This is a genomic window from Streptococcus sp. SP1 (assembly GCF_030440005.1).
GTDB lineage: Bacteria > Bacillota > Bacilli > Lactobacillales > Streptococcaceae > Streptococcus > Streptococcus parasanguinis.
The window spans coordinates 39,065-60,321 of the sequence record NZ_JAQFJJ010000009.1 but is presented as its reverse complement, the minus strand read 5'-3'; the positions used below and the strand labels follow the sequence as shown (position 1 = coordinate 60,321).

13 protein-coding genes are annotated in these 21,257 nt (G+C 44.2%); 5 read left to right on the top strand and 8 right to left on the bottom strand.

What is annotated here, in order from left to right:
• The first annotated feature begins 350 nt into the window (after positions 1-350).
• The 3 genes from metE to PCY07_RS06080 all read left to right on the top strand — a co-directional run bounded on the left by metE (position 351) and on the right by PCY07_RS06080 (position 6,657).
• On the top strand, positions 351-2,600 hold the full coding sequence (gene metE / locus PCY07_RS06090; RefSeq protein WP_301355911.1) for a 5-methyltetrahydropteroyltriglutamate--homocysteine S-methyltransferase: 2,250 nt from the start codon (positions 351-353) through the stop codon (positions 2,598-2,600).
• 112 nt (positions 2,601-2,712) lie between these two features.
• Positions 2,713-3,588, top strand: a complete 876-nt coding sequence (gene metF / locus PCY07_RS06085; protein ID WP_061604487.1) for a methylenetetrahydrofolate reductase [NAD(P)H] — start codon at positions 2,713-2,715, stop codon at positions 3,586-3,588.
• A 132-nt stretch (positions 3,589-3,720) separates the two neighbouring features.
• Positions 3,721-6,657 (top strand): AAA family ATPase, encoded by a 2,937-nt coding sequence (locus PCY07_RS06080; protein ID WP_301355913.1) that lies wholly within the window; start codon positions 3,721-3,723, stop codon positions 6,655-6,657.
• 142 nt (positions 6,658-6,799) lie between these two features.
• Here PCY07_RS06080 and hutG read toward each other — a convergent pair whose 3' ends face one another.
• The 8 genes from hutG to PCY07_RS06040 all read right to left on the bottom strand — a co-directional run bounded on the left by hutG (position 6,800) and on the right by PCY07_RS06040 (position 16,951).
• Positions 6,800-7,792, bottom strand: coding sequence for a formimidoylglutamase (gene hutG / locus PCY07_RS06075; RefSeq protein ID WP_014713826.1), 993 nt, complete (start codon positions 7,790-7,792; stop codon positions 6,800-6,802).
• An 83-nt stretch (positions 7,793-7,875) separates the two neighbouring features.
• Positions 7,876-9,417 carry a histidine ammonia-lyase gene (gene hutH, locus PCY07_RS06070; protein ID WP_301355915.1) on the bottom strand — a complete coding sequence of 514 codons (1,542 nt, stop codon included), beginning with the start codon at positions 9,415-9,417 and terminating at the stop codon, positions 7,876-7,878.
• 215 nt (positions 9,418-9,632) lie between these two features.
• Positions 9,633-10,976, bottom strand: coding sequence for an APC family permease (locus PCY07_RS06065; protein ID WP_049474092.1), 1,344 nt, complete (start codon positions 10,974-10,976; stop codon positions 9,633-9,635).
• A gap of 21 nt (positions 10,977-10,997) precedes the next feature.
• A complete protein-coding gene (locus tag PCY07_RS06060) occupies positions 10,998-11,576 on the bottom strand; it encodes a HutD family protein (protein WP_049483794.1) in 579 nt (192 codons plus the stop codon).
• 15 nt (positions 11,577-11,591) lie between these two features.
• Positions 11,592-13,265, bottom strand: coding sequence for a formate--tetrahydrofolate ligase (locus PCY07_RS06055; protein WP_301355920.1), 1,674 nt, complete (start codon positions 13,263-13,265; stop codon positions 11,592-11,594).
• A 31-nt stretch (positions 13,266-13,296) separates the two neighbouring features.
• Entirely contained in the window at positions 13,297-13,926 is a 630-nt protein-coding gene (locus PCY07_RS06050) for a cyclodeaminase/cyclohydrolase family protein (protein ID WP_301355922.1), read from the bottom strand.
• An 11-nt stretch (positions 13,927-13,937) separates the two neighbouring features.
• Positions 13,938-14,837: a glutamate formimidoyltransferase gene (gene ftcD / locus PCY07_RS06045; RefSeq protein WP_003008641.1), complete on the bottom strand. Its 900-nt coding sequence runs from the start codon at positions 14,835-14,837 to the stop codon at positions 13,938-13,940.
• Positions 14,838-14,920: 83 nt separating this feature from the next.
• Complete coding sequence (locus PCY07_RS06040) at positions 14,921-16,951, bottom strand: urocanate hydratase (RefSeq protein ID WP_003005205.1); 2,031 nt, start codon at positions 16,949-16,951, stop codon at positions 14,921-14,923.
• Between the two features lie 199 nt (positions 16,952-17,150).
• On the opposite strand from PCY07_RS06040, the gene hutI reads away from it, so the two are divergent.
• Both hutI and PCY07_RS06030 read left to right on the top strand, forming a co-directional pair.
• Positions 17,151-18,398, top strand: a complete 1,248-nt coding sequence (gene hutI, locus PCY07_RS06035) for an imidazolonepropionase (RefSeq protein ID WP_195227466.1) — start codon at positions 17,151-17,153, stop codon at positions 18,396-18,398.
• Between the two features lie 290 nt (positions 18,399-18,688).
• Entirely contained in the window at positions 18,689-21,073 is a 2,385-nt protein-coding gene (locus PCY07_RS06030; RefSeq protein WP_301355927.1) for a phosphoketolase, read from the top strand.
• Positions 21,074-21,257: the final 184 nt, after the last annotated feature.

Here is a 21,257-nt window from a genome sequence, read left to right as displayed (position 1 = left end):
ACTCAACCACTGCGTCTTGCTCGACAATCCAAAAACAATTGAGAGGCTAGGAATTTTGTCCCAGCCTCGTAGAAGCAGGTCTTTCTCAGTAGAAAAGGCCTGTTTTGCTTTTTTGGGGCTGTTCTTCTAGCAGAATCCGCTCAAAATCCGCTCAAAAATGGTTTGGGGGATGCTTGGGCTATAGGAAATCTTTATAAGAAGTCCTAGTTTTTGCTTTTGATCTCTGGTCTCAAGGCCCATTAAATCTGTGTTATAGTTTTTGGCTATATCAAAATTCGTGTAAAAGCAATTATACAAGACTCCTATCTTCTGATATGATAGTGTCAATTAGAATTTTTGGAGGACACAACATGTCAACTACAATTATCGGTTTCCCACGTTTGGGTGAATTCCGTGAATTAAAATTTACAACTGAAAAATACTTTAGAAAAGAAATCTCAGCAGACGAGCTCTTGGCAGCTGCTAAAGACTTGCGTGCTAAACACTGGAACATTGTTAAAGAACAAGGCATCTCAGAGATTCCTTCAAATGACTTCTCACACTACGACAATTTCCTTGATGCAGCCTTCCTTTTCAACGTTGTGCCTGCATCTGTTCAAAACTTGGATTTGACAGACCTTGAACAATACTTCGCATTGGCTCGTGGTTACCAAGGTGAAAAAGGGGATGTTCGTGCCCTTCCAATGAAAAAATGGTTCAACACCAACTACCATTACATCGTTCCTAAATTTGAAAAAACAACAGAAGTGAAATTGGCTGGTCACAAGATTTTTGATGAGTACCAAGAAGCCAAAGAATTGGGGATCAACACTCGTCCAGTAGTGGTTGGACCCTTCACTTTCCTTCAATTATCTGACTTTGAAGATGGTGTGAAAGCTGAAGACTTCGTCGACAGCTTGGTTGCTGCTTACCAAGAAGTCTTTGCCAAATTGGCTGAGCTTGGTGCGACTCGTATTCAACTCGATGAGCCAGCCCTTATCAAAGATTTGTCAGCTGAAGAAAAAGCTCTTTTCTTGAATCTCTACAACAAACTCTTGGCTGACAAGAAAGGCCTTGAAGTCTTGATCCAAACCTACTTTGGTGATGTTCGTGATGTCTACAATGACCTTGTAAACTTGCCAGTAGATGGTATCGGTCTTGACTTTGTTGAAGGGAAGAAAACGCTTGAATTGGTGAAAGGTGGCTTCCCAGCTGATAAGACCCTTTATGCTGGTATTGTGAATGGGAAAAACATCTGGCGCAACAACTATGAAAAGAGCTTGGAAATCTTGGATCAAGTTCCAGCTGAAAAGGTTGTCTTGACGACTTCTTGCTCCCTTCTTCATGTGCCATTTACAACTGCTAATGAAGATTTTGAACCAGCTATTTTGAACCATTTCGCCTTTGCGGTTGAAAAATTGGGTGAATTGCGTGACTTGGATGCCATCCGTAACGGTCAAGGTGCAGAAGCTCTTGCTGCCAACAAAGAACTCTTTGCAACTGAACGTGTCGGAGCAAATGCTGAACTTCATGCTCGCATCGCAGCTTTGACAGAAGCAGACTACACTCGTTTGCCAGCTTTCGCAGAACGGGAAGAAATCCAAAAAGAAGCCTTCAAGCTTCCAGCGCTTCCAACAACTACCATCGGTTCATTCCCTCAAACTAAGGAAGTTCGTGCTAAACGTTTGGCCTTCCGTAAGGGTGAATTGTCACAAGAAGAATACGATGCCTTCCTTGCTGAAACGATTGACGAATGGATCAAATGGCAAGAAGAAGTTGGATTTGATGTGCTTGTTCACGGTGAATTCGAGCGTAACGACATGGTTGAGTACTTCGGTCAAAACTTGTCAGGTTACCTCTTCTCTAAGAACGGTTGGGTACAATCATACGGTATGCGTGGAGTTAAACCACCAATCATCTGGGGTGATGTGACTCGTCTCAACCCTATCACTGTGAAATGGTCTAGCTACGCACAAAGCCGTACTGACAAACCTGTTAAAGGTATGTTGACTGGTCCTGTTACCATCCTTAACTGGTCATTCCCACGTGAAGACATCTCTATCAAGGATTCAACTCTTCAAATCGCTCTTGCAATCAAGGATGAAGTTCTTGACCTTGAAGCTGCAGGTGTGAAAATCATCCAAATCGACGAGGCTGCTCTTCGTGAAAAATTGCCACTCCGTCGTAGCGACTGGTACGAAGACTACCTTGACTGGGCGATTCCAGCCTTCCGTTTGGTACACTCAACTGTCGCACCAGATACACAAATCCACACGCACATGTGTTACTCAGAATTTACAGATATCATCCCAGCTATCGACAACTTGGATGCAGACGTTATCTCATTTGAGGCAAGCCGTTCAAACCTTGAAATCTTGGATGAGTTGAAAGCGAAAAACTTCCAAACAGAAGTTGGACCTGGGGTTTACGATATCCACTCACCACGTGTCCCACAAGACGGTGAAATTGATCACACTATCGAAGCAATCTTGGCCAAAGTACCAAGTGGCAAAGTTTGGATCAACCCTGACTGTGGTTTGAAGACTCGCGGAATTAAAGAAACAAAAGAAAGCTTGATCAAGCTGGTTAATGCCGCTAAAGAAGCGCGTGAACACTTGTAAGAAATGCTTCGAGGACCTTCTATCATCGTGTAGAGGGTTTTCGACTCATCCCTTATCCTAGAAATAGTGGCTCAGAGTTCTTGATCAACGAAACAAAAGAAAAGGATAGAATATGTCACAACACACACCGTCTCTGTCATTTGAAGTTTTTCCTCCAAATCCTGAAGTAGGCAATGCCAAGCTCTTACGTGCCTTGGCAAATATGCAGGAGCTAGCTCCTCACTTTATTAGTGTGACTGCTAGCAATAATAAATACAATATCAAAGAGACGACGGTTGCTTTAGCCAATTACATTCAAAATGAATTGTCTATTCCGACGATTGCTCACTTGCCAGCCGTCTATTTGAGCAAGGAAAAAGTGGCCGATACTCTTCATGAGTTAGATGAAGTGGGGGTTCATCGGATTTTAGCTCTGCGTGGGGATATTATCCCTGGTGTGGAACCTTTAAAAGACTTTCGTTATGCAACGGATCTGATTGAATTTATTAAAACAGAAGCTCCTCATTTTGAGGTGATTGGTGCTTGCTATCCTGAGGGACACCCAGATTCTCCGAACCAAATTTCAGATATTCAAAATCTTAAAAAGAAGGTAGATGCAGGGTGCTCTAGTTTGGTCACTCAACTTTTCTTTGACAATGAGCGTTTCTATGATTTTCAAGATAAGTGTACTTTAGCTGGGATCAATGTTCCTATTCATGCAGGAGTGATGCCGATTCTCAATCGCAATCAGGCCCTTCGTCTCCTTAAGACTTGTGAAAATGTTCATATCCCACGGAAGTTTAAAGCGATTCTAGACAAGTATGAGCATGATCCAAAGTCTCTTCGCGCAGCTGGCTTGGCTTATGCAGTCGATCAAATCGTTGATTTGGTCACGCAAGATGTGGCAGGTGTCCATCTTTACACCATGAACAATGAAGATGTCGCTTACCACGTCTACCAAGCAACAAAGGCTTTATTTGCTCATCAACCGAATCTTGAAGGGAATTAATCAACACTTTTAGTAGGAAGTGTAGAGATTGAGAAAGAATCGTTCTCAGTCTCTTTTTATTTGGATAAATCACTTGCTAAAAGCCAACTTTTTTTTTATAGTATTAATATGAAGTTTTTGGAGGCGCTTGCAATGAAGAAAGATCTCACGTTAAAGTTATTTGGACCCCCTAAGGTTGTTTTCAATCAGAAAGATATTCGATTTTCTTTCTCAAAGATGGAGGCCTTGCTTTATTACTTGGCAGTCATGGGCCAGGTCAACCGCGATGAAATCGCTGGTATTCTTTGGGGAGATAAGGAAAACCAAGTAGCTCGCAAAAACTTACGGAATACGGTTTACCAAGCCAATAAAATCTTTGAAGGAGATATCATTGTCTCTCCAAGTCGGAGCAGTTTGGCCCTTAATCCCGACTTGAGTCTTTCTTTGGATGTTCAGCTTTTTGAAAGAGATCCACTAAGTGCCTTGGATCTTTATCGGGGAGACTTTTTAGAGGGCTTCTATGTCAAGGATGATGAAGACTTTGATCAGTGGGCTTCTCGCAAACGAGATGCTTATAGGAAGCTCTATGTCGAAAGTTGCTATCAAAAAATTGAGCAGGTCGGTTTTGCAGATCCTAGTATAGAACGGTTACTCCATCATTTGGTAGAGCTGGATGAATATGAAGAGAAAAACTACCAGCTCTTGATGGAGTATTATAGCTTTCATCACCAGCTAGGAAAATTTTTCGAGACCTATTATAAGCTAGTTGATTTATTGGATCGCGAGCTCAGTGTGCGTCCCAGTCGAGCGATTGAGGAACTTTATCACTCCGTTTTGGAAGCCAAACGAACTCATAAACTGACCAATTGCTTGAATATCCGTGAACTTTCCTTCTTTGGTCGGAAACAAGAACTCTCGCAACTCGAGGAATACCTTTCCTTAGTCGAGACGGGTGAGGCGGTAGGTCCTTTTCTCGTGATGGGGCAATCTGGAACAGGTAAGAAACGTCTCTTGCGGCAGTTGGTCTTGATGTCCAATCGTAGTTTTAATTTTATTAAGGTAGAAGGAAGAGCCAGTAGTCAGAGCTACGAAGGAAGCAGCTGGAATGATCTCAGACAAGCTCTAGAGAAACTGGGGGATGAGATGGGGATTTCATTTCTGGAAGAGGAGAATGATCTCTTTTCTGTATGGAATCAGCTTCAAGGCCTTAGCAAAGAAAAACCGCTCCTGATTCTGCTTGAAAACGCCCAGTGGATCGATGCAGTGTCTCTAGAAAAAGTGAAACAACTAGAGGAGAGAAGAAACCAGGAGAAATGGCAACTAATTTTTACAGCTGAAGAGCCTCTACTAGATTTCTTCGTCAACTTCTTGGGGAGCTTGAAGGTAGAGAAACGCTTGTCTCAACTAGAGTTGACCAATTTTGATCCTAGTGAAAGTCGTGCTCTCTTGAAAGGGGAACTGGGAGCAATAGAGCCGGCAGTGATGGAGCAGATGGTCGAATGGAGTGAAGGCAGTCCGTTCTTGCTGTCCAGCTATATCGAAGAGTGGAAAGAAAATGAAAATTTAGAGCCCTTGCCGGATATCATTCAAGCTTATCTTTCTCAGGAACTCGGGGACATGAGCAGTGAGGGAGAGGCCCTTCTTCACTACTTATCTTGTTTTCATAAGCCGATCTCCCTGTCCATCCTGGCGGAATTGACAGCTACTGAACTTCCTGTTTTGACAGAATTAATCGAGCCTTTATCTGAAAGAGCAATCGTCTCAATCGTAGAAGAAGGGGAGGATCTCTCGGTTCAATTTTGCAAGCAATTGGTAGCCATGTACTTTTACCATCTTCTTTCGCCAGCTAGACGGCGGCTCTTCCATCAACAAATTGCGCAAAAATTGGAAGAAACTTTAGAAGATTCGACGGACCTTCTTCTTTATAAGGAAATTGCCTACCAATACAAGCAATCCCAAAATCTCTTGCGCTCCTTATCGTTTGAGTTGATCTACTTAGAAGAAATTCTTCAACTGGAGCATGAACTGTTTCCGATTTATTCCAAGGCAGATGAGGGGGTCCTATCAGACGGTACAAATAGCCATTTGGACATTTTGGGAGAGCTATCTCGCCTACGCCAAGAATTAGATAACCTCTTTTCAAGGCACCAAAGAGATAGAGAATACAAGTATTTACAATTGCGTTACTTGTACCTAGAAGGTCGCTATTTTATTCGAAGTGGGGAGTATCAAAAGGGCATACATGATATCCAAAAAGTCATCTCCTTTGCGCGGGAACTCAAACAATCCGACTTCCTCTTAGAGGGTTATCGGCAAATCATTTATTATTGCATTCAAACTGAAAATATCCCTGAGATGGCCTATTATACAGATTTGGCTTTGGAAGATGCCATCCAAGCTAATAATCATGAGGTCATCGCGATCCAGTTGCGTTTGAAGGGCTTGTATCACCTGATGGTTGGGGATGAGGAGCAGGCGACCCGGCATCTGTATCGTTCTATTGATTGCTTTAGTTTGACCAATAGCATGCAGGCCAAGTATGCCATTCAAATTGCGGCTTCTTTGGCCTACCTCGCTGAAATCGAGCAAATTAGAGGCCATTTCCAAGTAGCGGTCACCCACTTAGAAGAGGTTCTGCGTTTGGTAGGAGATCAAGCTGTTGATTCCGTCCGTGTTGTCTTTGATATTGATCTTGGTATCGCCTATTATTGGAAGGGAGATTTGATTCAAGCTCGCCGCTGTTTTGACAGAGCTCAGAAGATTTTGTCCAGTGTTCGCTTCCCTTGGAAGGAAGAATTGCTCGAATTTTACCAATCTTTAATTGCTTGTCAGCAAGGGGATCAGGAGAAGGTTGCGGATTATCTGGCTCGAAAAGAAAGGACGATGAATCCATCTGCTAATTCACGGGATAAGGGGATGGTTCATTATCTATTAGTTTTCTTATCTAATCAAAAGGAGAAGGGGGAAGAGCTCGATCCTGCCCTGAGCACCTTCTTGAAAGAAGATAAGAATTACTACAAAAAGGTGGCAGAGCAACACTTAAATCCCTATAGAGATCGTCAGTTTCTTAAGAAATTAAAAGACCTGTAGTGTCTCTTGCCTAAATCATAAGAGAAGGCTAAGCGGTCTGTTCTCCTTTCAGGCAAAGATCATTGTGCTGAAAATGAAGAAAAAGCATAGAAATACCCTAGCAATGAGTGTTTCTATGCTTTTTATGTGTGTAGAAATCTTCTTAGTTCAGTTTTTGTTGCGCCAATATTTGGGTCAAGTAAAAGATAAAGGTCGCAGCAAGGTTTGAAGTATGGTTGTCAATGTCATGAGGAGGAGAAACTTCCACGACATCAAATCCGACTAGTTTGCCACTGGCAGCAATGTGTTGGAGAAGCAGGAGGGCTAGTTTTGGATCGACACCAAGTGATTGGATGGCACTAACACCAGGAGCAGAGCCGACCGCAAAGCAATCCATATCGATAGACAGATAGATCGCGGTTTGGTTTTCTAAAAATTGATCGATTCGATCCAGAATGGCTTGGTGGCTCATCTGGAAGAGGTCTTGCCCGGTTAAGAAATCAATGCTTGGTGTTTTAGCAACGTAATTAAAGAGGAAGAGGTTATTATTGTGCTCTTGGATCCCAAGGATGAGATAAGGGAAGTCCTGCCCCCTGTCTTTCGCATGATCAGCCATTTGACGAAAACCTGTTCCAGAGTTGGGCCCGGTTTGGTCGTAAGGACGCAAATCAAAGTGGGCATCCAGATTGATTACAGCCAGTTGTTCATCTTTTTCCAAACTGGATTGAATCCCTAGATAGTGGCCGTAAGCAGTTCCGTGACCGCCTCCTAGGACAATAGGTTGGATCCCTAATTGGTACATGCGCTGGATCGCTTGTGAGAGACTTTCTTGGAGTTCTTCTAGTGAATGGTTGGGCCCGTCAATATTTCCCACATCATACACCGTTACATTGGTTCCCCAGTGCCATGGAAGTTTGGCAATTTGAGAACGGATGGCTGTAGGACCCTCGACCGCCCCTACGCGCCCATTGTTGATATAGACTCCTTTGTCGCTCTTAAAGCCGATGATCCCAAAGGTCATCCCCTCAAATGGAGTGAGGGTCTCGTCGTTCAGGTCTAAAAATTTGGTGACCATTCCCCATTTGGCCGTGTAGGGATTGTCCTCGATACTACCTTGGTAGTAGCTATAGGTCATTGGATAGTAGTTTGTGAGCAAGCTTGTCGCCTCCCTTATTTTTCTGAAAGCAGGCAGAGGCTGAGAAGATCGCCAGCCTCTGTTTTTGCTTTATCTTTACTGTATCAGTATTGAATCCTTAAGTCAACTGCTTTTTCGATGGTTGCTAAGAATTCTTCGCTTTCGACAACAGCAGATGCTTTATTGAGTTCTTCGAAGATTTCGATATCTTTGTCAAATTCAATAAAGTTCAGTTTTTGACGAATCAGCTCATAAGCTGGTTTTGTCCCTTTACCAAGTTCATGATTTTCTGGTTTGAGATCCAAGGCTTGGCAAGCTGCCATGATTTCAGTAGCAACGATGCGACGTGAGTTTTTAAGAATTTCTGCTGCTTTACGAGCGGCAGTCGTTCCCATGCTGACGAAATCTTCTTGGTTTTCACAAGATGGAATAGAATCGACACTAGCAGGGTGAGCCAAAATTTTATTTTCCGATGCAAGGGATGCACAAGCATACTGGGTAATCATGAAGCCTGAGTTGAGTCCAGGGTGTTTAACCAAGAAGGATGGTAATTTACTGAGTTGGCCGTTGACCAAGCGTTCCACCCGACGTTCAGATACGTTCCCGATTTCAGAAAGGGCGATCCCTAGGAAGTCAAATGGTTGCGCCATCGGTTCACCGTGGAAGTTTCCGCCGGAGATGACGTGGCCTTCTTTGGTAATGATTGGGTTATCTGTTACAGAGTTGATTTCAATTTCAACTTTTTCTTTTACATAAGCGATTGAATCCTTGCTGGCTCCATGAATTTGAGGAATACAGCGGAGTGTGTAAGGATCTTGGACCCGTTGTTGGGTTGCAACGGTTGTGTTCTTGCTTCCTTCAAGGAGGTTACGGATATTGCGAGCAGTTGCCAGTTGTCCACTTTGAGGACGGATGGTATGAAGATCTTCTTCGAATGGACTGGTAATCCCATTGTGGACTTCCATTGAGAGAGCACCAGCGATATCAGAGAGTTTGAGCAATTGGATACCATCATAAGTCGCAAGAGCACCGATACCGGTTAGGACGGTTGTACCGTTGATCAAGGCAAGCCCTTCTTTGGCAGCCAATTGGATCTTTTCAATTCCAGCACGATCTAGGGCTTCTTGACCACTGAGAAGTTCTCCTTTGTAGTAGGCATGTCCAAGACCCAACATTGGTAAAACCATATGAGCAAGTGGTGCTAAGTCTCCAGAAGCTCCGAGAGAGCCTTTTTCAGGGATATAAGGAGTGACTCCTTTGTTGAGCAATTCTAACAGTTTTTCAACAGTTGACAGACGAATGCCAGAATAACCTTTCAAGAGTGAGTTGATACGGATCAGCATGATGGCACGAACGGCATCTTCAGGAAGTGGATCACCGAAGCCAGATGAGTGAGTTCGGATCAGGTTTTCTTGCAGTTGAACAGTATCTTCTGGAGAGATGCTGACATTACAGAGGGAACCAAAGCCAGTGGTTACACCATAGACGACTCGTTTTTCTCGGACAATGTCATCAACGATTTTACGGGATGCGATAACGGCTTCTTTGGCTTGTTCATCAAGCTCACATTGGGCACCGTGCCGAGCTACAGCGATGACTTCTTCGAGTGTTAAGCTATTACCATCTAAATGAATCAATTGAGTCATATAAAACCTCCGATTATGAATAGTTGTTCTGTGGAAGTAGTGTTGTTTACTTCGGTTTGAATACCAAACATGGGCCCATTGTCTATGGATCTAAAAAATTGAAAGGAGTCATAGAGAAAAGGGCTCAGGTTTGATATTCGTGGAGTCCTAGATGGGTTAGGGAGCAAAACCAAGCCTCGCTCCCGTCTCTGTTCCCATCTAGTGTGTAAAGAAAATTAGTGAGGAAGGGCTTTAGATTTATGTAGTTTATCGCCGTGGAAAACAAAGTAAAGTCCACTTGCAATCACGAGACCGATGGCTCCCCAAACAAAGTTCATTAGGTTGTCCCCTGCAATCATCAAGATACTGATCACAACGGCTAGAACTGGGATAACGGGACCAAATGGTACTCGGAAGGTAACCTTTTTGTCTGGGTACATTTTTCTGAGCTTGATGGCTGCCAAAGCAGTTGGAATATATTGGAAGAAACGGAAGACAACACTGAAGGTTGCTAATGATTCGAAAGAGCCAGATAACAAGAGTAAGAAAGCGAAGATACCAGAGATGATAATGGCAATGACAGGGGCATTCTTAGAGTTTGTTTTTCCAAGCCCTTCTGGTAAGAGTTTTTCAGTTGCTAATGCGGCACCAAAACGAGGGACCATGATGGATTCACCGATGTTTAGACCGGCGATTGAAATAAGGGCTCCGTAAGAAACGAGGGGAGCTCCGATAGGGCCAATCATTTCGACAAATGCGTCTTGTACTGGTGCACCGGTTTGCATAATGCGACCACCAAGCATGGCGATTGTTCCAGCGATGATCAACATGTAGAGGACAGATACGATACTGATGGATCCCAAGATAGCGCGGGGAACGTTCTTTTCAGGGTTGCGCATTTCCCCTGCAACGATAGACATGGTTTCAAATCCGATGAAACCGTAGAAGATGTAGACGGCTGTACTAGAAATAGAACTGAAGAGACTTGTTCCACTTTCCAATTGAAGGAAAGGTGTGAAGTTGCCCTTGCTCACGCCACCGGAAATGAAGAAGATGGCAAAGAGTGAGAAGAGGACAATTGGAATTAATTTTGCAACAGTAGCTGTCAGAGTAAACATCTTAGAGGTTTTCAGACCGGCAATGTTCATCAGACTCAAGAGAATCAGCATACCGATACTGATCGGAAGGTTGTAGCCTTCAAATGCTGGGAAGGTGATGATGAAGATCTTAGCAAAGCCGGCTAACATGGCAGCCCAAGCGATAACAGTAACGGCCCAACCGAGAATCCCAACGTTAAAGCCAACGAAGTCTCCGAAAGCGGCTTTTGAGTATTGCATGGCTCCACCGTTTTTGTCGAAGTAGCCAGCTGTTTCAGCCAGACAGGCTGATAGTAGCATGACGAGAATGGCTACTCCGAACATGACAGCTAGAGAAGCTGGTCCGAGGCCAGAATAAATTTTTTGAGGGAGGAGGAAGATACCAGATCCGATCACGGCATTGATACCGTAAAGAGTGGCACCGCTAAAGCTGAATTTCGCTTTTTCTTGTTCCTCAATCGACTGTTTATGTGCTCCGTTCATAATGTTTCTCCTTTGTGAACATTATTGTAGTCCAGTCCAGATAGCAATCGGTTGCTCCCCAGACTGATGGGGTAAAAACGTGATTGTCATCTCTTGAAGAGGAGATGCTTGTTCGATCACCAGGAGCTCGTGAGTTTGGAGGGTTTGAGAATGATTGGTTCCCCATTTGAGTGTTAGCGGACAGAGAGCATAGATCAATTGATAGCGACTCTGACTTTTGACACTCTCTTTTGGGGATATAGCACTCATATGCCCCTGATAAGAAGGTTTGTAAATCAAATTAAAGTCTTGACAAGTCCCTTGGCTAGATACAGGATCTCCCCCATCAAAGAAGTAGCTTTGAAAAGGGTTCAAAACCACTTCTTTATGGTGATGGGTGAGCCTAATGGAGGCATTCAAGGGCATCAAGATTCGGTGGTAGCCGGTAAGATCGGTAAAGTTACTTTTTTCAACCTCTACCGTTGCAGTAGAGAGGCGGAAGTCAAAGGTCCGATCTGGATAGCTTCCTCCCTCTGGGGAGAGAAAGAGTTGGGTGGTTTGGCCACCGGACCAGGTAGAAATTTGATAATCTGCGGGGGTAAGATGAAGGAGAGTCACCATAGGACGCCTTCTTTCTTAAAAGAGACCAGTGATATTGCCGTGGGCATCGATATCAATCTTTTCACTGGCAGGTGCTTTTGGTAGACCAGGCATGGTCATAATGGTACCAGTGAGAGCTACGATGAAGCCAGCTCCGGCAGCCACCTTAAGGTTACTGATTTTAACTGTGAAATCTTTTGGTGCTCCCATCTTCTTCGCATCATCTGAGAAGGAATATTGGGTTTTGGCCATACAGATTGGGTAGTTTGAGAAGCCAAGAGCTTCTAATTCTTTCAGTTCGCGTTTGGCCGCTGGTGTTAAGCTGATGCCTTTACCACCATAGACTTTTGTGACGATCTTGGTCAATTTTGTTTCAATGCTGTCTTCTTCGTCATAGACATAAGAAAAGTGGTTTTCTTCTTGAGTCAGTTGAATGACTTTTTCAGCCAAGTCACGGCCACCAGCCCCACCCTTTGCCCAGACATCCGAAATGACGACATCTACGTGACGTTTCTTACAAGATTCATAGACAGCTTCTAGTTCGGCTTCTGTATCCAGTGGGAATTTGTTAATGGCAACGACCACAGGTAGACCATAGACTTCTTGGATGTTGGCCAAGTGTTTGTCTAGGTTTGGTAGACCATCGATAACGGCTTGGACATTTTCAGTAGCCAAGTCTGCTTTGGCAACCCCACCATGCATTTTGAGGGCACGGATGGTTGCGACGAGGACAACGGCAGCAGGTTTTAGTCCGGCCATGCGGCACTTGATATCGATGAATTTTTCAGCACCGAGGTCAGCTCCAAAGCCAGCTTCTGTCACGACATAGTCTGCATATTTGAGGGCCAATTTAGTAGCCAGCACACTGTTACAGCCATGAGCGATATTGGCAAATGGTCCACCGTGGATAATAGCAGGAGTATGTTCTAAAGTCTGCACCAAGTTCGGATGGATGGCATCTTTGAGGACAGCTGCCATGGCCCCTCCAGCCTTGAGGTCTTTGGCTGTGACCGGTTGTCCTTGGTAGTTGTACCCGATAATGATGCGATCAAGACGTTCTTTGAGATCAAGGATATTTTCTGAGAGACAGAGAATGGCCATGATTTCAGAAGCCACTGTGATGTCAAAACCATCTTCACGAGGAACCCCGTTTGTTTTTCCTTGTAGGCCATCGACAATATGACGGAGTTGACGGTCATTCATATCGACCACCCGTTTCCAGGTAATCCGACGAGAATCGATGCCCAACTCATTGCCGTGATGGATGTGGTTGTCAATCACGGCTGCAAGGAGGTTGTTGGCAATCCCAATGGCATGGAAGTCACCTGTAAAGTGAAGGTTGATGTCTTCCATAGGGACCACTTGGGCGTACCCGCCACCGGCAGCTCCACCCTTGATCCCAAAGACCGGGCCAAGAGAAGGTTCGCGTAGGGCAATGACGGCTTTTTCACCAATAGCTGAAAGAGCATCGACCAAGCCAACAGAGGTGGTTGTCTTTCCTTCTCCAGCAGGTGTTGGTGAGATGGCTGTCACGAGGATCAGCTTTCCATCTTCCTTATCCTTGAGTTGTTCCAGTTGGTTGCTATCAATTTTTGCCTTGTATTTTCCGTAGAGCGAAATGTCGTCTTCGGTCAATCCAAGTTCAGCAGCGATAGCGGTGATGGGCTTCATTTGGACAGAATTGGCAATTTCAATATCCGATAAAACCATAGAATCCCTTCTTTCTTTTTGTTTGGTAGGTTTATGATAGACTTTCTAAAATGGTTTGGTAAATGTTATCGGCAAGATCAGAACCTGTTTGGAGGAGTTTGAGTCCCTTGCTGTGGTATTCTTGGACGAAGTCTTGGTCCTTGATTCCTGAAATGTTGATCAAGACATTGAGCCAAGCCCCTTGAAGGCCAGCTTTAAGATTCAGAGCAGCTACCCCTAGGTCACTCGCCGCATTGGTGTTGGACTTGCCAACAGCTTCTTTGGTGGTTTCAAGAGCCTCAACGATAAGCTCCATCATAGAGAAGGGAGATACTGTTGCATGTTTCAAGGCTTGTTGCATGGCTTCACGACGAGCAGCCTTCTCTTCTTCCGTTTCTTTTGGAAGATCAAAGACAGCTGATACGACGTTGAAAGCTTCTGTATCTTTATCGATGGCTTCTAGTAATTGGTCTTGGAGGTGGGCACTTTTTTCGTGAACCCCTTTAATGTGGTCTTCAAATTCTGCGTATTTTTTCTTTCCAATGGTCAGTTCACAGACCATTTTTGTAAGGGAAATCCCATTCGCAGCAGATAGAGCCGCAGCAGAGCCACCACCTGGAGCTGGAGCATCTGAACCAAGAACCTTGGCAAACTCCGTAATACTTAAGTCAACTAGTTTCATAGATCCCCTTTCTAACCCAACAAGTGATTTTCCAAGACTTGTTTGCTGTAGTCAAAGTCTTCTAATTGTAAGTAGTATTCAGCAGAGTCGATCAAAGCTTTAGCAGGAGCCAGTCCAATGAGTTCTGTTCCGATGATGCGAACACCGTAACGTTGTGCTTCGAAACGAACGGTTTCAACGACACGATACAATGGGAATTGTTCTAAGTTGACCATGTTGATGGAGACTTGGGCGATGTTGCGATCTTCTAGCATGACACCGATCGCTTTACAGTACTTGTATCCACCGCTTGATCCACGAATGATTTTAGAAATCTTATTGGCAATCTCTAGGTCGTCTGTGTCAAGGTTGATATTGAAAGCAACGAGTGGCATCCGGACACCGACAGCTGTAACCCCTGCAGTTGGGTGAATCTTGCGTTCACCGTAGTCTGGCTTCCAGTCTTCTTCCAACAATTTTTCTGGCATTCCTTCAAATTGTCCTTTACGCACTTTCGCCAAGTTCTTCCGTTCTGGGCGAGTTGCAGCATCTTCATAAAGGAAGATTGGAATACCTAATTCACGATTGATGCGTTCGGCCACTTTGTTAGCGATCTCAACGCATTCAGCTGTAGTGATATCTTTGACAGGAACAAATGGACAAACGTCCGTTGCCCCCATACGAGGGTGTTCGCCTTCGTGCTTGGTCATATCAATGTTTTCAGAAGCGTATTTCACCAATTGGAAAGCCACTTCTTGAATGCTTTCTTCATCCCCAACGAGTGTAAAGACGCTACGGTTGTGGCTGGCATCAGACGAGTAGTCTAGTAAAGTGACACCTGGAATACTTTTTGCTGTTGCGGCTAATCCGTCGATCACAGCCTGATTGCGTCCTTCAGAGAAGTTTGGAATACACTCAACAATTTTTGCCATATGATTACCTCTTTTTATAGGAGAAGGTGGGGAGGAGAAGTCTTTGTATTTTCCTCCCCTTTCTCAGTTTTTATTTTTTGATGTTAAAACAATTTTTGAACGGCTTCTTTGACCAAATCTTCATCTGCCAGATAAGGAATGGTGATGTGGTCTGTTCCTGCATGGAGACGGTTGTACTCGATCGCTGTTTCAATGGCATGGTTATTCCGTGCCCAGTTCCGACGAGCAACTCCGCCCATGGTATCCCAGGCAATGGCAGATTTGATGATTTCGTCGATCCGGTGGCTACCGTCTAGGACGAGCCCAAATCCACCGTTGATAGCTTTACCGATACCAGTACCACCACCATTGTGGAGAGCGACGAGACTCATACCGCGAGCAGCGTTACCAGCGTAACATTGAACGGCCATATCACAGGTAACGTTTGAACCATCTTTGATATTGGATGTTTCACGGAATGGAGCATCTGTACCAGATACGTCATGGTGGTCACGTCCAATCATGACAGGTCCGATCTTGCCTTGGCGAATGAGTTCATTGAATTTCAATGCAATGTTGACACGGCCCATACAATCTTGATAGAGGATACGAGCCTGTGTACCAACGACTAATTGGTTCTTTTCAGCATCGCGAATCCAGTTGTAGTTATCGCGGTCTTGGTAGCGACGAGTTGGATCGATCGCTTCCATCGCTGCATGGTCAGTTGCAATCAAGTCTTCGTGTTTACCGCTGAGGCAGACCCAACGGAATGGACCGTATCCATAGTCAAAGAGCATAGGTCCCATGATATCTTCTACATAAGATGGCCAAATGAAGCCGTCCTTGTCATCCAAGCCATTCTTAGAAATTTCCTTGATGCCTGAGTCGTAAACAGATTTCATGAAGGCATTACCGTAGTCGAAGAAGTAAGTACCTTTAGCCGTCAAAGCTTTAATCACTGCAAAGTGACGAGCCAAGGTTTCATCAACCAGGCGATGGAAGGTTTCTTTGTCTTCTGCCAGCAAACGTGTCCGTTCTTCAAAACTAATGCCAACTGGGCAATAGCCACCATCATAAACGTTGTGGCAAGAGGTCTGGTCAGACAAAAGATGAACATGGACTTGGTGTTCGTTGACATATTCGAGTAAGTCTACGATATTACCATGGTAGGCAATCGAAGTTGATTCACCAGCTTCCAGTGCTGCTTGAGCCAATTTCACAGCTTCTTCGGCACTGTCGGTTACTTGACTAATCCAACCTTGAGAGTGACGGGTTTCGATCCGAGAGCGGTCTACTTCTGCAACGATGGCAACCGCTTTTGCAATTTCAGCTGCTTTCCCTTGAGCTCCACTCATACCACCGAGACCAGACGAGATGAAGAGTTTACCGGTCAAGTCGCCGTCATCAGGCACACCAAGTTTGAGACGACCGGCATTGAGAAGGGTGTTGAAAGTACCGTGAACGATCCCTTGAGGACCAATGTACATCCAGCCACCAGCCGTCATCTGACCGTAGTTCGTCACTCCCATTTCTTCAGCAATTTCCCAGTCGCGCATGTTATCATACTCACCGATCAAGAGACCGTTGGTAATGACGACACGAGGAGCTTCTGGTTTAGACTTGAAGAGACCCAGAGGGTGACCAGATTCAACCACCAAGGTTTGGTCTTCTGTCATGACTTCCAAGTATTTCTTGATCAAGTTGTATTGCATCCAGTTGGCACAGACAGATCCTGTTTCCCCATAAGTGACCAATTCATATGGATAAAGAGCAATTTCAAAGCTCAAGTTGTTGTCAATCATGACCTGCATAGCCTTAGCAGCGGTGCATTTTCCTTTGTACTCATCGATTGGTTTTCCATAGATGCGATCTTTTGGACGGAAGCGATAGCCATAGATCCGACCACGAGTTTTTAGTTCTTCCAGAAATTCTGGAATCAACTCTTGGTGGAATTTTTTAGGAATGTAACGCAAAGCATTTTTAAGGGCAATTTCAGTCTGAGCTTGCGTTAAGCGGAAGCCTCTATCAGGTGCACGACGGATTCCTTCTTGAAAAGTCGCCTTTTCAGGTAGGACATCAAAGTCAAGTTTGACAGACATAGCAGCTGCAATTTCTTTCTCGTCTATAAATGACATAGCAGAACCCTCCTTATAGTTGGACTGTGAATTTATATTTTCTTTATTGTATCGAAGAAACGTCAATAAAGAGTCAAAAAAAAATATAATTTTTAATAAAGCAAAAAAAAATGAGGGAAAAACTTTTTGACTTTTTTTTGACGCTTTTCCTGTAGAATTGTAAAATGAATAACAATGGAAATAGAAAGGAATGTTTCATATGTCTGCTGATATCCTATTAACCCACTTTAACCAATTGTTTTGTCCGAATGATCTGGGGCATCCTCTCTATGGCAAGGAGATGGCAGAGGCAAAAATTCTTTCAGATGCTTATATCGCCATTAAAGATGGAAAGATTCTTGCAGTTGGGACAGGTCAACCAGACCCAGAACTGATCGATGACCATACGGAAGTGAAATCCTGTGAAGGAAAAGTTGCGACTCCTGGATTGATCGATTGCCATACTCACCTGGTCTATGGAGGCAGTCGGGAGCATGAATTTGCTAAAAAATTAGCGGGTGTTTCTTACTTAGACATCCTCGCCCAAGGCGGAGGGATTCTGAGCACGGTTCGGGCGACACGAGAAGCTTCCTTCGATAATCTCTATGACAAGTCCGAACGACTGTTGGATTACATGTTGCGTCATGGGGTGACTACTGTTGAAGCCAAAAGTGGTTACGGTTTGGATTGGGAAACGGAAAAACGTCAGTTGGATGTTGTCGCTGCACTGGATCGGGATCATCAAATAGACTTGGTATCAACCTTTATGGCAGCCCATGCGATTCCCACAGAGTACAAGGGTCGTTCCCAAGAATATTTAGATCTCATTGTGGAACAAATGCTTCCGAAAGTGAAGGAAGAAAAGCTAGCAGAGTTCTGTGATATCTTCTGTGAAAAAGGTGTCTTTACAGCAGATGAATCTCGCTATCTTCTTTCTAAAGCTAAGGAGATGGGATTCAAACTGCGGATTCATGCTGATGAGATCGAGTCCATTGGTGGTGTTGATGTGGCGGCTGAATTGGAATCTACCAGCGCAGAACACTTGATGGTGATTACGGATGAAGGTATTCAAAAACTAGCTGCAGCAAAAGTGATTGGCAATCTATTACCAGCCACAACCTTTAGCTTGATGGAAGATACTTATGCACCGGCTCGTAAGATGTTGGACGCTGGGATGGCCATTACCCTAACAACGGACAGCAACCCAGGGTCTTGTCCGACAGCCAATCTCCAGTTTGCCATGCATCTGGGTTGCTTCATGATGCGCCTAACTCCAGTAGAAATTCTCAATGCGGTGACCATCAATGCAGCCTATTCAGTTGATCGTGCTAAAACAATCGGCTCTTTCGATGTTGGCAAACAGGCTGACATTACCATCTTTGATGCACCAAATCTAGATTATCTTTTCTATTTCTTTGCGACAAATCTAGTGACAGATGTCTACAAGAAAGGTCAAAAAGTCATTTAACCGACTCCATTTCATTTGGGACTTTGTTGGTTTGTAAAAATCAGCGAAGTCTTTTTTCAATTGTATCATTCTAGGGAATGGTACCGCTTTAGTGGGGAAATAAAATTTGATGTTCAAAGAATATTTTTCTTACTTTCTAATGTACAAAAAGGGAAATTCTTGATAGAATAGAGGTAATATTGAATATTTTCTTCAATATCATCTGTTTGACTCGAAAACAGATTGTTTAAACTATTAATCAAACGAACAGGTTGTTCAACAGACCTGTCTAGAAATTGTGAGGAGACAAGATGACTGTCGATTATAACAGCAAAGCTTACTTGGATAAAGTAGACGCTTGGTGGCGTGCAGCCAACTACATTTCAGCTGCTCAAATGTACTTGAAAGATAACCCATTGTTGAAGCGCGAAGTCGTTGAAAATGACTTGAAGGCTCACCCAATCGGACACTGGGGAACTGTACCAGGGCAAAACTTTATCTATGCTCACTTAAACCGTACCATCAACAAATACGACTTGGATATGTTCTACATTGAAGGACCAGGTCACGGTGGACAAGTAATGGTATCTAACTCATACTTAGATGGTTCTTATACTGAATTAAATCCAAACATCCCACAAAATGAAGAAGGTTTCAAACACTTATGTAAGATCTTCTCATTCCCAGGAGGAATCGCTTCTCACGCGGCGCCTGAAACACCAGGATCTATCCACGAAGGTGGAGAACTTGGTTATGCCCTTTCTCACGCTGCAGGTGCTGTATTGGATAATCCAGATGTGATTGCTGCCACAGTTATCGGTGACGGCGAAGGAGAAACAGGTCCATTGATGGCTGGTTGGTTGTCAAATACCTTCTTGAATCCAGTCAACGATGGGGCTATCCTTCCAATCTTCTACCTCAATGGTGGAAAGATCCACAACCCAACGATCTTCGAGCGCAAAACAGACGAAGAATTGGGCCTCTTCTTTGAAGGTCTTGGTTGGAAACCAATCTTTGCGAATGTCACTGCGATTTCAGAAGACCACGAAGCTGCCCACGCTTTGTTCGCTGAAAAATTGGATGAAGCAATTGAAGAAATCAAGAAAGTCCAAGCAGAAGCTCGTAAAGGTTCTGCTGAAGAAGCAACTCAACCAGTATATCCTGTCTTGATTGCTCGTATTCCTAAGGGTTGGACTGGTCCAAAAGCATGGGAAGGAACACCAATCGAGGGTGGATTCCGTGCGCACCAAGTTCCAATCCCAGTAGATGCTCACCACATGGAGCATGTCGATGCCCTTCTTTCATGGTTGGAATCTTACCGTCCAGCTGAATTGTTCGACGAAACTGGTAAACTAGTTCCTGAAATTGCTGAAATTGCACCAAAAGGTGACCGTCGAATGGCTATGAACCCAATCACAAATGCTGGTGTGATCAAACCAATGAACACAGCTGATTGGAAGAAACATGCCCTTCAATTCAACACACCAGGTGAAATCATGGCTCAAGACATGATCGAATTTGGTAAGTATGCGGCAGACTTGGTAGATGCGAACCCAGATAACTTTCGTATCTTTGGTCCAGACGAAACCAAATCAAACCGTCTTCAAGAAGTCTTCACTCGTACAAGCCGTCAATGGTTAGGACGTATGAAACCAGACTACGATGAAGCCTTGAGCCCTGCTGGTCGTGTCATTGACTCTCAATTGTCAGAGCACCAAGCAGAAGGTATGCTTGAAGGATATGTCTTGACAGGTCGTCATGGATTCTTTGCTTCTTACGAATCTTTCCTTCGTGTCGTGGATTCTATGATTACTCAACACTTCAAATGGTTGCGTAAGTCTAAGACACATACAACATGGCGTAAAAACTACCCAGCCTTGAACTTGAATGCAACTTCAACTGTCTTCCAACAAGACCACAATGGTTACACTCACCAAGATCCAGGTATCTTGACTCACTTGGCAGAAAAAACTCCTGAATATATCCGCGAGTACTTGCCAGCAGATACCAATAGCTTGCTTGCGGTGATGGATGAAGCTTTCAAGGCAGAAGATATGATCAACTTGATCGTTTCTTCTAAACACCCACGTCCTCAATTCTACTCAGCAGCTGAAGCAGAAGAATTGGTTCGTGAAGGATACAAGGTGATCGATTGGGCATCAACTGTTTCAGTAGATGAAGAGCCAGATCTTGTTATTGCAGCTGCAGGTACTGAGCCAAACTTAGAAGCTCTTGCAGCTATCACAATCTTGCACAAAGCCTTCCCAGAATTGAAGATCCGCTTTGTCAACGTTGTGGATATCTTGAAATTACGTCACCCATCCGTTGATGCGCGTGGACTTTCAGATGAAGAGTTCGACAAAGTCTTCACAACTGATAAACCAGTCATCTTTGCCTTCCATGGTTACGAAGGCATGATCCGTGATATCTTCTTTAACCGTCACAATCATAACCTTCGTGTACATGGTTACCGTGAAAACGGGGATATCACCACACCATTTGATATGCGTGTGATGTCTGAGTTGGATCGCTTCCACTTGGCACAAGATGCAGCTAATGCAGCTCTTGGAGAAGCAGCAAGCGCATTTGCAGCGAAGATGGATGAAACAATCGCCTTCCACCATGACTACATCCGTGAAAACGGAGACGACATTCCAGAAGTTCAAAACTGGAAATGGGAAAACGTGAATAAATAAGAAAAGAGAGTGGGACAGAAATCGGTAATTCGTTAGAATTCGATTTCGTCGTCCCACCTCCGCACAGTTGAGTAGGGCTGTAAAAGCTGATGAAATCAGCGTAGTAGAGCCCACTCAACCACTGCGTCTTGCTCGACAATCCAAAAATAATTGAGAGGCTAGGACTTTTGTCCCAGCCTCTTTT